Origin of the sequence: Streptomyces sp. NPDC058295, assembly GCF_042880655.1 — a bacterium.
GTDB lineage: Bacteria > Actinomycetota > Actinomycetes > Streptomycetales > Streptomycetaceae > Streptomyces > Streptomyces coriariae.
Genome location: NZ_JBHVYO010000044.1, coordinates 50,026 through 63,356 on the forward strand (window position 1 = coordinate 50,026; position 13,331 = coordinate 63,356).

The 13,331-nt window shown below is 71.5% G+C and carries 13 protein-coding genes; 4 read left to right on the forward strand and 9 right to left on the reverse strand.

Annotated elements, in window-relative coordinates:
* Window positions 1–21: 21 nt before the first annotated feature.
* On the forward strand, window positions 22–1,479 hold the full coding sequence (locus tag ACFVYS_RS34625) for a LamG domain-containing protein (RefSeq protein WP_389508578.1): 1,458 nt from the start codon (window positions 22–24) through the stop codon (window positions 1,477–1,479).
* Window positions 1,480–1,486: 7 nt separating this feature from the next.
* Here ACFVYS_RS34625 and ACFVYS_RS34630 read toward each other — a convergent pair whose 3' ends face one another.
* The 3 genes from ACFVYS_RS34630 to ACFVYS_RS34640 all read right to left on the reverse strand — a co-directional run bounded on the left by ACFVYS_RS34630 (window position 1,487) and on the right by ACFVYS_RS34640 (window position 3,781).
* Window positions 1,487–2,284 (reverse strand): uracil-DNA glycosylase, encoded by a 798-nt coding sequence (locus tag ACFVYS_RS34630; protein ID WP_389508580.1) that lies wholly within the window; start codon window positions 2,282–2,284, stop codon window positions 1,487–1,489.
* A 155-nt stretch (window positions 2,285–2,439) separates the two neighbouring features.
* Window positions 2,440–2,898 carry a DoxX family protein gene (locus ACFVYS_RS34635; RefSeq protein WP_389508581.1) on the reverse strand — a complete coding sequence of 153 codons (459 nt, stop codon included), beginning with the start codon at window positions 2,896–2,898 and terminating at the stop codon, window positions 2,440–2,442.
* A 199-nt stretch (window positions 2,899–3,097) separates the two neighbouring features.
* Complete coding sequence (locus ACFVYS_RS34640) at window positions 3,098–3,781, reverse strand: class I SAM-dependent methyltransferase (RefSeq protein WP_389508583.1); 684 nt, start codon at window positions 3,779–3,781, stop codon at window positions 3,098–3,100.
* Window positions 3,782–3,955: 174 nt separating this feature from the next.
* On the opposite strand from ACFVYS_RS34640, the gene ACFVYS_RS34645 reads away from it, so the two are divergent.
* Window positions 3,956–4,222, forward strand: a complete 267-nt coding sequence (locus ACFVYS_RS34645) for a DUF6343 family protein (RefSeq protein WP_389508585.1) — start codon at window positions 3,956–3,958, stop codon at window positions 4,220–4,222.
* Between the two features lie 45 nt (window positions 4,223–4,267).
* On the opposite strand, the gene ACFVYS_RS34650 is transcribed toward ACFVYS_RS34645, so the two are convergent.
* From ACFVYS_RS34650 to rpsA, 4 genes are all read right to left on the reverse strand, one after another.
* The gene (locus ACFVYS_RS34650; protein WP_389508587.1) at window positions 4,268–4,648 is read right to left on the reverse strand and encodes a tetratricopeptide repeat protein; all 381 of its coding nucleotides are present in this window, start codon (window positions 4,646–4,648) and stop codon (window positions 4,268–4,270) included.
* A 50-nt stretch (window positions 4,649–4,698) separates the two neighbouring features.
* Window positions 4,699–5,319, reverse strand: a complete 621-nt coding sequence (coaE, locus tag ACFVYS_RS34655; RefSeq protein ID WP_389508589.1) for a dephospho-CoA kinase — start codon at window positions 5,317–5,319, stop codon at window positions 4,699–4,701.
* Window positions 5,320–5,427: 108 nt separating this feature from the next.
* Window positions 5,428–6,366, reverse strand: a complete 939-nt coding sequence (locus tag ACFVYS_RS34660; protein ID WP_389508591.1) for a PAC2 family protein — start codon at window positions 6,364–6,366, stop codon at window positions 5,428–5,430.
* 268 nt (window positions 6,367–6,634) lie between these two features.
* Entirely contained in the window at window positions 6,635–8,143 is a 1,509-nt protein-coding gene (gene rpsA / locus ACFVYS_RS34665; protein WP_389508593.1) for a 30S ribosomal protein S1, read from the reverse strand.
* A gap of 227 nt (window positions 8,144–8,370) precedes the next feature.
* On the opposite strand from rpsA, the gene ACFVYS_RS34670 reads away from it, so the two are divergent.
* On the forward strand, window positions 8,371–9,345 hold the full coding sequence (locus tag ACFVYS_RS34670) for a class I SAM-dependent methyltransferase (protein WP_389508595.1): 975 nt from the start codon (window positions 8,371–8,373) through the stop codon (window positions 9,343–9,345).
* Between the two features lie 101 nt (window positions 9,346–9,446).
* Complete coding sequence (locus ACFVYS_RS34675; protein WP_389508607.1) at window positions 9,447–12,071, forward strand: ATP-dependent RNA helicase; 2,625 nt, start codon at window positions 9,447–9,449, stop codon at window positions 12,069–12,071.
* Here the strand turns inward: ACFVYS_RS34675 and ACFVYS_RS34680 are convergent.
* Window positions 12,061–13,053: a DUF3068 domain-containing protein gene (locus ACFVYS_RS34680; protein ID WP_389508597.1), complete on the reverse strand. Its 993-nt coding sequence runs from the start codon at window positions 13,051–13,053 to the stop codon at window positions 12,061–12,063. The two genes, ACFVYS_RS34675 and ACFVYS_RS34680, sit on opposite strands and share 11 nt — an antisense overlap.
* Before the next feature lie 39 nt (window positions 13,054–13,092).
* Window positions 13,093–13,227, reverse strand: a complete 135-nt coding sequence (locus ACFVYS_RS34685; RefSeq protein WP_389508608.1) for an SPW_0924 family protein — start codon at window positions 13,225–13,227, stop codon at window positions 13,093–13,095.
* Between the last annotated feature and the right edge of the window lie 104 nt (window positions 13,228–13,331).

The window sequence follows — 13,331 nt, forward strand, 5'->3', positions numbered from 1 at the left end:
AACGGGACGGGGAGAACGACCATGGTGAGCAGACGGGGACTGCTGAGCGGAGCCGCACTCGTGGGGGCGGGAGCGGTGACCGGCGTACTCGGCGCCGCCGGGAGCGCGGCCGCCGACGCCCCACTGGACACCCCGTTCACACCGGTCGCCGCACCCCATCTCGCCCAGGCCGAGCAGATGGTCCAGTACCAGCGCCTCCTGGCGGCCGGCTACCTGCCCACCGGCCTCACCGGACACTGGCCCCTGGACGGCACCGGCGCCGACCGCTCCGGCCACGAACACCCCGTGACCCTCGGCACCGGCGCGAGCTGGACCACCCTGCGGGCCGGCGGCGAACTGACCCTGGACGCGGCCTACGCCGCCACGGCCTCCGTGCTCGACACCACGGCCCCGTTCACCGTCTCCGCCTGGGTACGCCTCGCGGACGACGCCACCCTGACCAACATGTACACGGCAGCCAGCCAGGACGGCACCGGCTGCAGCCGCTTCCTGCTCCAGTACGACGACACCGCCGGCGCCTGGGCGTTCAAGGTGCGCGCCGAGGACCAGAGCACCAAGATCTCCGCCCTCGCCACCACCGCCCCCGTGCCGGGCAAATGGACCCACCTGACCGGAGTGTGGGACGGCTCCCGAGTCCACCTGTACGTGAACGGCGTACCCGAAGGCACCGCCGACGCCACCCTGTCCTGGGCCGCCACCCAGGGCTTCAACATAGGCCGGGCCCGCTGGAACGGCGCCTACGTGAACCACTTCAAGGGCTCCGTCGACGAGGTGCGCACCTACGACCGCGCCCTGAGCCCCGACGAGATCTCCCTGATCAGCGGCCGCACAGCCCGCCTCAACAACGTCTACCTGATCGGCTCCCCGTCCACCGTCACCTGGGGCACACCCGACGACCTGCCCAGCTGGATCGCCCGGGCCCGCTGCTCGTCCTTCGTCACCTGGGTGCTGAAACACACCTACGGATGGGCCACCGACGCCTACTTCACCCAGTACTTCCAGGACCGCGTCCCCGAGGCCGCCGACTACCGCCAGGCCTTCGCCGACGGCACCGCGGGCCCGCGCTTCCAGCAGATCCGCAAGGTCGCCGACCTCCGGCCCGGCGACCTGATCGCGGTGGACTACAGCGGTCAGGTCGAGGGCAACACCGGCCACATCGTCATGGTCCGCGAGGTCAAGGGCGTCTTCGGCGGGGTCGCCGACTTCACCGGCGAGACCCAGTACGCCGTCGAGGTCGTCGACTGCACGGCCGAACCGCACGGCGTGTACGCCCTGACCAACTACCCCAGATATCCCGACACCCGCATGGTCGGCCTCCTCGCGGAGGAGCAGTTCGAGGGCGTGGGCATCGGCCACATGATGTTCTACGCCTCCAGCACCACCGGAGAGTTCTCCCGCTACCGCTGGAGCGTCAACACCGCCCGCGACAAGGCCTACCCCGTCGCGTCACGCCCGGTCACCGCGGCACGCATCGTCTGACCGGAGCTCACGGCAGCCCCGCCGCCCCCGCGGCCGTGCGCAGCACATCGCGCAGCATCCCGGGGGTGAGCCGGCCGGTGAACGTGTTGCGCTGACTGACGTGGAAGCAGCCGAAGACATCGAGGCCATCAGCACCGCCCGGGCCGTCCGGGCCGTCGAGCGTCACCCGGGTCCCGTGCCCGAAGGCGGGTCGCGGCCGGGGCACGGTCCAGCCCGCCTCGGCGAACGCGGGCAACGCGGCCTGCCAACCGAAGGCGCCGAGCACGACGACCGCGCGCAACGTCGGCCGCAGCAGCCTCAGTTCCTGCACGAGCCAGGGACGGCAGGTGTCCCGCTCCCCCGGAGTGGGCTTGTTGGCGGGCGGCGCACAGTGCACGGGCGACGTGATCCGCACGCCGTACAGCTCCAGCCCGTCGTCGACGGACTCAGCGGTGGGCTGCGACGACAGCCCCACGTCATACAACGCCTGGTACAGCACCTCGCCGGAACGGTCCCCGGTGAACATCCGCCCCGTACGGTTCCCCCCGTGCGCGGCCGGGGCCAGCCCGACGATCAGCAGCCGGGCGTCCGACGGACCGAAGCCGGGTACGGGCCGACCCCAGTACGTCCAGTCCGCGAAGGCCGCCCGCTTGGTACGGGCCACCTCCTCACGCCAGTCCACCAACCGAGGACACGCCCGACAGCCCCCGACCCGCCGGTCGAGCACGACCAGGGCGGAGGCGGAGGCTGCGGAGCCGGGGGCGGAGACTGCGGAGGCGGGGGCGGGGGCGGAGGCGGAGGCGGAGGGGGCCTTGGAGGCGTCCATGTCTCCACGGTAAATCCGCACCGGGGCGATCCGAGCCGGCGGGGTCCGGAGGACCGGGGACTGGAGGCCCGGCAGCTGGAGCTGGGGCCCCCTCCCCCTCCCCCCTCCCCCCGCCCCCGCCCCATTTCCAGCCGCCCGACTCGTCACGCCTCTCGTCACGCCTCTCGCCGCGCCAACCGCAGCAGCTCCGCGTTCGACGCCCGTCGCTTCCAGGCGATGAGCGCCAGCGGTACGAGCAGGATGAGCGGCGTCGCCGCGTTCTGGCCGTCGAAGAAGACGACCTGGACGACGAACGCGCCCACCATCAGCGCGCCCAGCGCCACCGCCGCCACGGACTGGAGCACCGGCACGAGCAGGGCGACCGCACCGGCGAGTTCCAGGGCACCGATGGTGTACATGCCCGCGCTGCCCCAGCCCATCTCGTCGAAGGCGTCGGCGGCGGACGGGTGCGCGATCAGCTTCGGCAGCGCGCTGGCGATGCCGTAGAAGAGCGCGAGGAGCACCTGCAAGCCTCGCAGGGCGATCCGGGCGCGGCGGCCTCGGGCGCTCGCGGAGGCGGACCGGGGAGCGGCTGCGGAAGTGGTGGCGGCGAGGGAAGCCGTGGTCTCGGACATGAGGGTCTCCTGCGGTGAGCGGTCCGTTGTGCTGTCAGGGAGGTAGACCGGCCTCCGTCAGCGAACTCATCGCACCCCGCCCGGCTTTCTCGAACCACCGGCCTTGCCGCCCCTGCCGCCTCACCGCCTCTGCCCTCCCCCTCCCGCCCCCTCCTGTCTTCCCTCCGGCCCTACCGCCCGCCGTCCCTCCCCTCTCCCTCTATTCCGTCACCGGCACCGCCTTCACCCATATCCGGTCCTCCGTCAGATAGCGCTCCACCCTCAGACCCGCCTCCGCCAGGGCCTCCTCGAACTGGTCCTTGGTCAGTGGTCGGGACCGGAACGTCTGGGTCCACGCGGCGTCCGGGAAGTCGTACTCCGCGCGTACGGAGTGGACGCTGTCCCCGACGGGCTCGGTCGAGACGATCCGGATCGTGAAGCCGCTCGGGTCGACGCGCTCGCGCGGCACGTTCGAGTGGTAGTCCTCACCTTCCCGTTGGATCAGCACACAGCCGCCCTTCGCCGCGTGCCGTGCGCAGGCCCGCAGCATCTTTTGCCGTAACTCGATGTCCCCGGTGTGCACGAGGAACGACGCGAGCATCACCACGTCGAACGTCTCGCCCAGGGCGAGATCCTCGATGGGGCTGCATATCGTGCGGGCCCCGCGGACGCGCTCCAGCATCTCGGCGGACTCGTCCACCGCCGTGACCGTGAACCCGCGCTCCAGCAGGGCGTGGGTCACTCGCCCGACCCCGCTGCCCAGCTCGAGGATGTGCGCGCCCGGGGGCACCGCCTCGGCGATGACCTCCGGCTCGTTCCCCACCGGCAGGCGCGAGTAGAGCTCGACCGCGCAGCCGTCCGGGGTGATCGCACCGGGACCGGTTCCCTTGTGTCCGTCTCGCATTTCCAGCTTCATGCTCTTTCAACGGCCCGTCCCCGTAAGGCCGTTCCTGATCCTCTTCGGTTCACCCGTTCGAGGGATGATCCTTCTGTTCGAGCTGCGCCGGAGGAGAGGACACCGGCCCCCTGGAGAACATCCTGACCGGGGAGTACGTTGCAAGGAGGAGTGGTGATCGGGATGCGTACGGGCAGTGAGCCGGTGACAGCGCGCAGTGCGCTGCGGATGCGTCTGTGGCTGACCCTGTGGGGCCTGGCCTGGGCGATCTTCGGGACGGCCGCGTTCGCTGTCGTGGGGCGTCCGGGGTGGGCTATCGCGTGCGGGGTGCTGTGGGTGGTGATCACGGTCGATCTGACGATGATCCTCAGGCATCGGCGACAGGGTCCTCACTATCAGCCGGGCCGCGACATCCCGCCGTACCGGCCGCCCGAGCACCGGCACCCTTGAGGACGGAAGCCCGGGCACCCCAAGGCCCCGGCGGCCCGCCGTTTCTCAGCTATCGAAGCGTGCCGCTTTGAGGTACTGCGGGTTCGGGTCCAGTGCCGCGGCCAGCCGGAAGTGGCGCTTGGCCTGGTCGCCCCGGCCCTGCCGCTCATAGGTGCGGCCGAGGGCGAAGTGCGCGAAGGCGTTGTCCGGCTCGCGCTCCAGGACGATGGTGAACTCCAGCTCGGCAGGCCGCAGTTGGGCGGCGGCGAAGAAGGCACGCGCGCGCAGCAGCCGGGCGGCGGTGTTCTCGGGGTGTGCGGCGATGACTCCGTCGAGCAACTTCACCGCGCCCCGCGGGTCCCGTGCGGCGAGCAGATGCTCCGCGGCACGGAAGTCGATGACGTGTGTCTCCGGAGTACGTCCGGTCGAACCGCTGGTATCGGGCACGGAAAAATCCTTCCCTTGCTCAATGGGTTCAACGCGTGGAGCGAGGGCCGCTATTCCGGAGCGGTCCCGTGCGGCGCGTGGGCTCTGTGGGTGAGGTCGGCCCATACGTCTTTCACGCGCCGCTGGAGTTCCGCGAGCGGTACGTCGTTGTCGATCAGGATGTCGGCGATCTCCCGGCGTTGGTCGCGAGTCGCCTGTGCGGCCATCCGCGCGCGGGCGTCCTCCTGCGTCATGCCGCGGAGCCGGACGAGCCGGTCGAGCTGGGTCTCGGGGCTCACGTCGACGACGACCACGACGTCGTAGAGGGGGCCGAGGGCGTTCTCGGTGAGGAGCGGGACGTCGTGCACGACGACGGCGTCCTCGGGGGCGGCCGCCTCGAGTTCGCGGGAGCGGGCGCCGACCAGGGGATGCACGATCGAGTTGAGGAGCGCCAGTTTCGCGGGGTCGGCGAAGACGACCGAGCCCAGGCGGGGGCGGTCGAGGCTGCCGTCCGGGGCGAGGATGTCCGCGCCGAAGGCGTCCACGACCGCCGCGAGTCCCGGGGTGCCCGGCTCGACGACCTCGCGGGCGATGCGGTCCGCGTCGATCAGTACGGCCCCGCACTCGACGAGCAGCCGTGACACCTCGCTCTTGCCGGCGCCGATCCCGCCGGTCAGGCCCACTGTCAGCATGAGCGGAAGCTTAGGGCCTGCCGGTGACGATGCCCCGACAGGCCCCTGTGTACTGCCCCTTCGGCCGGCGCAGCCGCGGTGCCCGGCGGGAACGCCCGGCCGGAACGATCAGCCTTCGCCCTCGCGCTCGGCGAGGAACCGCTCGAACTCCTGCCCGATCTCGTCCGCCGACGGGATGTCGACGGGCTCGGCGAGCATGTTGCCGCGGGTCTCGGCGCCGGCGGCGGCGTCGTACTGGTGCTCCAGGCCCTGGACGAGGGAGGTGAGTTCCTCGTCGCCCTCCTGGATCTGCCGGTCGATCTCGGTCTGCGTCCGGTGGGCGTCGGTGCGCAGGGCGTGCGCGATGCCCGGCAGGACCAGGCCGGTGGCCGCCGTGATCGCTTCCAGGACGGTCAGCGCGGCGTCCGGGTACGCCGAACGGGCGATGTAGTGCGGAACGTGTGCGGCGACGCCCAGGATGTCGTGTCCGGCTTCCATGAGGCGGTACTCGACGAGCGCCTCGGCGCTGCCGGGGACCTGGGCCTCGTCGAAGGGGCTGCGGTGGCCAGGCATGAGGTCGGTGCGGTTGCCGTGCGGGGTGAGACCCACGGGGCGGGTGTGCGGGACGCCCATGGGGATGCCGTGGAAGTTCACCGAGAGGCGGACGCCGAGCCGCTCCACGATCTGCCTGACGGCGACGGCGAAGCGTTCCCATTCCACGTCCGGTTCGGGCCCGGACAGCAGCAGGAAGGGTGCGCCGGTGGTGTCCTGCACCAGCCGCACCTCGATGGTCGGCTCCTCGTACTCGGTCCACCGGTCGCGCTTGAAGGTCAGCAGCGGGCGGCGGGCGCGGTAGTCGACCAGCCGGTCGTGGTCGAAGCGGGCGACGACTTGGTGGGGCAACGAGTCGAGGAGCCGGTCGACGATCTGGTCACCGGTCTCGCCCGCGTCGATGTATCCGTCGAAGTGGTAGAGCATGACAAGTCCGGCCGACTCCTGGGCCAGCGCCATGTCGACGACTGCCAGGCCCTTCGGCTCCCATGCGTACAAACCCTGCGGATCAAGCACTTGGACCGCTCCCCTCGTGTTCCTTCTGTCCAACGCGCGCCGGACCGTGGGCATTCCCGGTCCACGCGCCTTGATCGAATGACTCCTGCCGGCTTCGCACGGGTGCGGGGAGCGGGTGAGGCCGGGCGGGTCGGGGGCGCGCGCGAGGGCGGTCACGGGGTGAACGGCGGTCCCACGTCCGGGCAGCACCGAGGGCCCGCACCTCGAAAGGTGCGGGCCCTCGACAAACTGCTCAACCTCAGCGGCTGGGGTCACCCCCGCCGGGAGTTCAGCTCTGGCCGCCGGCCAGCTTCTCGCGCAGAGCGGCGAGCGCCTCGTCCGAGGCCAGCGCGCCGGACGTGTCGGCACCCTCGGAGGAGTAGGAGCCACCGCCACCGCCACCGGACGCGGCCGGAGCGGCACTGGCCGCGTCGCCACCCTCGGCAGCGGCCTTCTCGTCCGCCTCGCGGGACTTGATGACCTGAGCCTGGTGCTGCTCGAAGCGCGTCTGCGCCTCGGCGTACTGGTTCTCCCAGACCTCACGCTGCGACTCGAAGCCCTCGAGCCAGTCGTTGGTCTCGGGGTCGAAGCCCTCGGGGTAGATGTAGTTGCCCTGGTCGTCGTACGACGCGGCCATGCCGTACAGGGTCGGGTCGAACTCGACCGAGGCCGGGTCGGCACCGAAGGACTCGTTGGCCTGCTTCAGCGAGAGGCTGATGCGGCGGCGCTCGAGGTCGATGTCGATGACCTTGACGAAGATCTCGTCGTTGACCTGGACGACCTGCTCCGGGATCTCCACGTGGCGCTCGGCCAGCTCGGAGATGTGGACCAGACCCTCGATGCCCTCGTCGACGCGCACGAAGGCGCCGAACGGAACGAGCTTCGTGACCTTACCGGGAACAACCTGCCCGATCTGGTGCGTGCGGGCGAACTGCTGCCACGGGTCTTCCTGGGTCGCCTTCAGCGACAGGGAGACACGCTCGCGGTCCATGTCGACGTCGAGAACCTCGACGGTGACTTCCTGGCCGACCTCGACAACCTCGGAGGGGTGGTCGATGTGCTTCCAGGAAAGCTCGGAGACGTGAACCAGACCGTCGACGCCACCCAGGTCCACGAACGCACCGAAGTTGACGATCGAGGAGACGACGCCGGAACGGACCTGACCCTTCTGGAGGGTCGTGAGGAACGTCTGGCGGACCTCGGACTGGGTCTGCTCGAGCCAGGCACGGCGGGACAGGACCACGTTGTTGCGGTTCTTGTCCAGCTCGATGATCTTGGCCTCGAGCTCCTTGCCCACGTAAGGCTGGAGGTCGCGGACGCGGCGCATCTCGACGAGGGACGCCGGGAGGAAGCCACGGAGGCCGATGTCGAGGATGAGACCACCCTTGACGACCTCGATGACGGTACCGGTGACGATCCCGTCTTCTTCCTTGATCTTCTCGATGGTGCCCCAGGCACGCTCGTACTGGGCGCGCTTCTTCGAAAGGATCAGGCGGCCTTCCTTGTCCTCCTTCTGGAGAACAAGGGCCTCGATCTCGTCGCCGACCTTGACGACCTCATTGGGGTCGACGTCGTGCTTGATCGAGAGCTCGCGGCTCGGGATAACGCCTTCGGTCTTGTAACCGATGTCGAGCAGGACCTCGTCCCGGTCGACCTTCACGATGACGCCGTCGACGATGTCGCCGTCGTTGAAGTACTTGATCGTCTCGTCGATCGCGGCGAGGAAGGCTTCCTCGTTACCGATGTCGTTGACCGCTACCTGCGGCGTGGTAGAGGTGGTCTCGGTGCTGCTCGTCATGTGGGAAAGGGCTCCGGTACGGACAGTGAGTCGTAGGTACTGCTACGCCGGGAGCCCGTGATCGCTCTGAAGAAGCCGGACAGCTTAGGAGGCACCCCACCGATATTCCGGTGATGGCACCTCGATAACCGAGGGGACAACAACAGATGCGAGCGCAGCCTGCTACGTCTGAGGTGCGCAGGCCCGCAGCGCAACTTGTAGCATACGGGGGCAGCCGGGCGGGGTCAATGCGCGAAGGCGCACACCCGGGGCGGATCGCCGCATACCCGGCACACAACCTTTCTCCTGAGGTCACGCAGGCCGCAGGAAGCCTCACCGGTGACACCTCGGGTGACACCGCCGGGCGGGTTGCACGGAAGAGTACGACGAGGGAGCCGATCATCCAAGAGCCTGAATCGCCCGAGCCGGCCCTGGAGCCGGAAGCCACCCGACGTCACGCCGACGTCACCGAGAGCTCCCGGGCCAACCGGGGCTGGTGGGACCGCAACGCGGACGAATACCAGATCGAGCACGGCACCTTCCTCGGCGACGACCGGTTCGTATGGGGTCCCGAGGGCCTGGACGAGGTGGAGGCGGAGCTGCTCGGCCCGCCGGAGGAGCTGAAGGGCAAGTCGGTCCTGGAGATCGGCGCCGGCGCGGCGCAGTGCGCGCGCTGGCTGACCGCGCAGGGCGCGCGTCCGGTCGCCCTGGACCTCTCGCACCGCCAGCTCCAGCACGCGCTGCGCATCGGCGGCTCGTTCCCGCTGGTGTGCGCCGACGCGGGCGCGCTGCCCTTCGCCGACGCCTCCTTCGACCTGGCCTGCTCGGCGTACGGGGCGCTGCCCTTCGTCGCCGACCCGGTGCTGGTCCTGAAGGAGGTGCGGCGGGTGCTGCGGCCCGGGGGCCGTTTCGTGTTCTCGGTGACCCACCCGATCCGCTGGGCGTTCCCGGACGAGCCGGGCCCGGAGGGGCTGACCGTGTCCTCGTCCTATTTCGACCGCACTCCTTATGTCGAGCAGGACGACGAGGGCCACGCGGTGTACGTGGAGCACCACCGGACGCTGGGCGACCGGGTCCGCGACATCGTGGCGGGCGGTTTCCGGCTGGTGGACCTGGTCGAGCCGGAGTGGCCGGCCTGGAACTCCTCGGAGTGGGGCGGCTGGTCCCCGCTGCGCGGGAACCTGATCCCGGGTACGGCCGTCTTCGTCTGCGAGCGGGACTAGCAAGGCTCCCGCTCGCTCCGTCCCCTCCTGTCCTCTTCCACCCCGCACACGCACGCGCGCGTGCGGGGTGGTGTTCGCGGGCGTACGACACTGGGGGCGTGATCCCCCGTTACGACGCCCTGGACGCGCTGCCCGTACGGGCCGCCCTGCCCGCCCTGAACGACGCCCTGGCCGGGCACGGCACGGCCGTCCTCGCCGCGCCACCGGGCACGGGCAAGACGACGCTGGTGCCGCTCGCGCTGGCCGGGCTGCTGGGCGAGGGGCCGGCGCGCCGGGTGCTCGTGGCCGAGCCGCGGCGGATCGCGGCGCGGGCGGCGGCCCGGCGGATGGCCTGGCTGCTCGGTGAGCGGCCCGGGGAGAGCGTGGGCCACACCGTGCGCGGGGAGCGGGTCGTCGGGCGGCGCACACGCGTGGAGGTCGTCACGACCGGTGTGCTGCTCCAGCGTCTGCAGCGCGACCAGGAGCTGTCGGGCGTCGATGTGGTGGTGCTGGACGAGTGCCATGAGCGGCACCTCGACGCGGACACCTCGGCCGCCTTCCTGTGGGACGTGCGCGAGACGCTGCGGCCCGAGCTGCGGCTGGTGGCGGCCTCGGCCACGACGGACACGGCGGGCTGGTCGCGGCTGCTGGGCGGGGCACCGGTGGTGGAGGCGCAGGGTTCCGTCTTCGGCGTGGAGGTGGTCTGGGCGCCCCCGGCGCGTCCCGTGCGGCCGCCGCACGGGACGCGGGTGGATCCCGCGTTGTTGGCGCACGTGGCGTCGGTGGTGCGGCGGGCGCTGGCCGAGCGGCCGGGGGACGTGTTGTGCTTCCTGCCGGGTGTCGGGGAGATCGCGCGGGTCGCGGGGCTCCTCGGTGCGCCGGCCGGGGTGGACGTGCTCCAGGTGCACGGGCGGGCGCCGGCGGCCGTGCAGGACGCGGTGCTGGCTCCCGGGGAGCGGCGCCGGGTGGTCCTGGCGACCTCCGTGGCGGAGTCCTCGCTGACGGTGCCGGGGGTGCGGGTGGTCGTCGACTCGGGGCTGGCGCGGGAGCCGCGGGTGGACCACGCGCGCGGGCTGAGCGCGCTCGCGACGGTGCGTGCCTCGCAGGCGGCGGGCCGGCAGCGGGCGGGGCGGGCCGGGCGGGAGGCGCCGGGCGCGGTGTACCGGTGCTGGGCGGAGGCGGAGGATGCCCGTCTGCCGTCGTTCCCGGCCCCGGAGATCAGGGTGGCCGATCTGACGGCGTTCGCCCTTCAGGCGGCCTGCTGGGGAGATCCTGACGCTTCCGGGCTGGCGTTGCTGGATCCGCCGCCGGGCGGGGCGATGGCGGCGGCGAGGTCTTTGCTGACGGCGATCGGGGCGGTGGACTCCGCCGGCCGGGCCACCGAGCGGGGGTTGCGGCTGGCCCGGCTGGGGCTGCACCCCCGGTTGGGCCGGGCTCTGCTGGACGGGGCCGCGTCGGTGGGGGTGGAGCGGGCCGTCGAGGTCGTCGCGCTGCTCAGCGAGGAGGCGCCGCGGGAGTACGGCGACGACCTGGCGGCGGCTCTGCGGTCCGCCCGGCGTGGGGGTGACGCCTACGGCGCGCGGTGGCGGGCGGAGGTGCGCCGACTGCGGGCCGTCGCCGAAGGCTCGACGCCGGCCGGGCCCGCCTCCGGAGGAAACAGCACCCGAGGAGACAGCACCCGAGGAAGCGGAAACAGCACCGGAGGAAGCAGCGGCGGGGGAGACAGCGCCGGAGGCAGCGGCAGCGGACGAGGCGGCAGCGGGGATGCTGCCGGTTCGGACGCGCTCGCCGGGCTCGTCGTCGCCCTCGCCTTCCCGGAGCGGCTCGCCAGGGCGGACGGGGGTTCCTACCTCATGGTCTCCGGCACCCGGGCCGACGTCCGCGAGGGTACGGATCTGCGTGGGGCCCCCTGGCTCGCCGTCGCCGTCGCCGACCGGCCGGTGGGGAAGGGGCACGCGCGCGTACAGCTCGCCGCGGTCGTGGACGAGGAGGTCGCCCGGTTCGCGGCCGGCGCGCTGCTCGACGAGCGGGACGAGGTCCACTGGGCCGACGGTGATGTCGTGGCCCGGCGGGTGGAGCGGCTGGGGGCCGTGGAGCTGGCGGTGCGTCCGCTCCGGAACGCCGACGCCGGGCTCGTGCGCGATGCGCTGGTCGAGGGGCTGGAGAAGGACGGGCTGCGGTTGTTGCGGTGGTCGCCCGATACGGACGTCCTGCGGCAGCGGCTGGCGTTCCTGCGATGGCATCTGGGGGAGCCGTGGCCCGATGTCTCCGACGCGTCGCTGCGCGCGCGGGTGGACGAGTGGCTCGAGCCCGAGCTGAGCCGGGCCCGGCGGCGGAGCGATCTCGGGCGGATCGGTGCCGGGGAGGCGCTCGGACGGCTGCTGCCCTGGGCCTCCGGCGAGGCGGCGCGGCTGGAGGAGCTGGCGCCGGAGCGGATCACCGTGCCGAGCGGGTCCAGGATCCGGATCGACTATGCCGACCCGGAGCGGCCGGTCCTCGCGGTGAAGTTGCAGGAGATGTTCGGGCTCCAGGAGTCGCCGCGGGTCGCCGGGGTGCCGTTGCTGGTGCATCTGCTGTCGCCCGCGGGGCGGCCCGCTGCCGTCACCGCCGACCTCGCCTCCTTCTGGAAGGACGGCTACAAGGGGGTGCGGGCGGAGTTGCGCGGCCGGTATCCGAAGCATCCCTGGCCCGAGGATCCGGCCGGCGCCGAGCCGACCCGGTTCACCAACGCGCGGCTCAGGCGGTGACGGGCTGCGGTGCGGCGGGTTCGGCGGCGGTGGGTCCGTCCGGGCGGCGGGAGCGGGCCTCCAGGTAGAGGGAGAGGCACATCAGGAGGACGCCGAGCAGGAGGAAGCCCCAGGGCAGGTAGGCGGTCAGCAGCAGGACCAGGGTGCGGTTGGCCTTGATCACGGACACGGTGTGCTCGATGTAGTCCTCGCGCATCTTCACGTGCCCGGCGAAGGCGGTGACCTTCGCGCGGCCGCCGAGCAGGGTGCCGCCGCGGAGTTCCTCCTGGTGGATCTCCTCGCCGTAGACGGGCGCGCCGGTGACGGGTTCGACCCAGAACTTGCGGACGGTGGTGTACCAGCGGGTGGTGCCGGTCTTGGCGACGGTCTCCGGGGTGATTCCCGCGACCGGCATGGTCCTGGGCATGGCGACCTTGGTCCAGGGGACGGTCTGCTCGAAGTAGTAGACCTCCAGGCCTCGGAAGGTCCGGGTGCCCTCGTAGTGGATGGGGGCCGTGGTGCGGGTCTGCGCGTCGAAGTACTCGTAGTCCCGTTTCTCCGTCAGGAACGGCCACTTGAACTCGATGCCCTCCCGGCGTACCGGGTCGCCGTCGACCATCTCGCCGGTGGCGTGCACGGGCTCCTGGGTGTGGGCGTCGAAGATGTACCGCTCGGGGACCTTGGAGACCATCTTGCCGTCGGGTCCCTGGACATAGGACAGGCCGTCCCAGACGACGACGTCCCGGCCGGCCGTCTTCTCGATCTTCTCGGAGGCCTCCACGTCGCCCTTGAGGGTCTGCACGATGGTGATTTTGGGGACGGTGCGGGCGGTCATGCTGCCGTAGTCGAGGAGGGTGGCGTTCTTGGCCTCCAGGACCATGGTCTGGTATTCGTTCGCCGGGATCTTGGCCAGGCGCGGGTAGGCGTACCAGCGCAGCAGGGGGGACAGCGCCGCGAAGAACACGGCGAGGGCGAGCAGGATCAGGCTGGCCTTGCGGCGCATCTAGGCCTCCTTCGCGGGCGGAACCGGCGGACGGGGCGGCTAGGGGTGTGCGGGGACCGTCGTCAGCAGTGGCTTCGGGGAGGTCCGGCCGGCCGGTGTGCCCAGTGCGGTGATGGTGAGGACCAGGGCGAGCGCGACGGCGAGGCCGGTCGCGGCGGCGATCAGGGCACGCATACGGTCCTCCCGGAGCTGACGGGACGTCAGGTCGGGCACCGTAGCAACGGGCGGCCGAGATGAGAACACGTAGTGCACGACGGCGGCGCCCCTGTGGAGACAGG

Coding starts and splice junctions, on each gene's coding strand:
- ACFVYS_RS34625 (WP_389508578.1), top strand. CDS start 22: ATGGTGAGCAGACGGGGACTGCTGAGCGGAGCCGCACTCGTGGGGGCG.
- rpsA (WP_389508593.1), bottom strand. CDS start 8,143: ATGACGAGCAGCACCGAGACCACCTCTACCACGCCGCAGGTAGCGGTC.
- ACFVYS_RS34635 (WP_389508581.1), bottom strand. CDS start 2,898: ATGTCCGAGACCACGGCTTCCCTCGCCGCCACCACTTCCGCAGCCGCT.
- ACFVYS_RS34680 (WP_389508597.1), bottom strand. CDS start 13,053: ATGCGCCGCAAGGCCAGCCTGATCCTGCTCGCCCTCGCCGTGTTCTTC.
- coaE (WP_389508589.1), bottom strand. CDS start 5,319: ATGCTGACAGTGGGCCTGACCGGCGGGATCGGCGCCGGCAAGAGCGAG.
- ACFVYS_RS34670 (WP_389508595.1), top strand. CDS start 8,371: ATGCGCGAAGGCGCACACCCGGGGCGGATCGCCGCATACCCGGCACAC.
- ACFVYS_RS34645 (WP_389508585.1), top strand. CDS start 3,956: ATGCGTACGGGCAGTGAGCCGGTGACAGCGCGCAGTGCGCTGCGGATG.
- ACFVYS_RS34630 (WP_389508580.1), bottom strand. CDS start 2,284: ATGGACGCCTCCAAGGCCCCCTCCGCCTCCGCCTCCGCCCCCGCCCCC.
- ACFVYS_RS34640 (WP_389508583.1), bottom strand. CDS start 3,781: ATGCGAGACGGACACAAGGGAACCGGTCCCGGTGCGATCACCCCGGAC.
- ACFVYS_RS34685 (WP_389508608.1), bottom strand. CDS start 13,227: ATGCGTGCCCTGATCGCCGCCGCGACCGGCCTCGCCGTCGCGCTCGCC.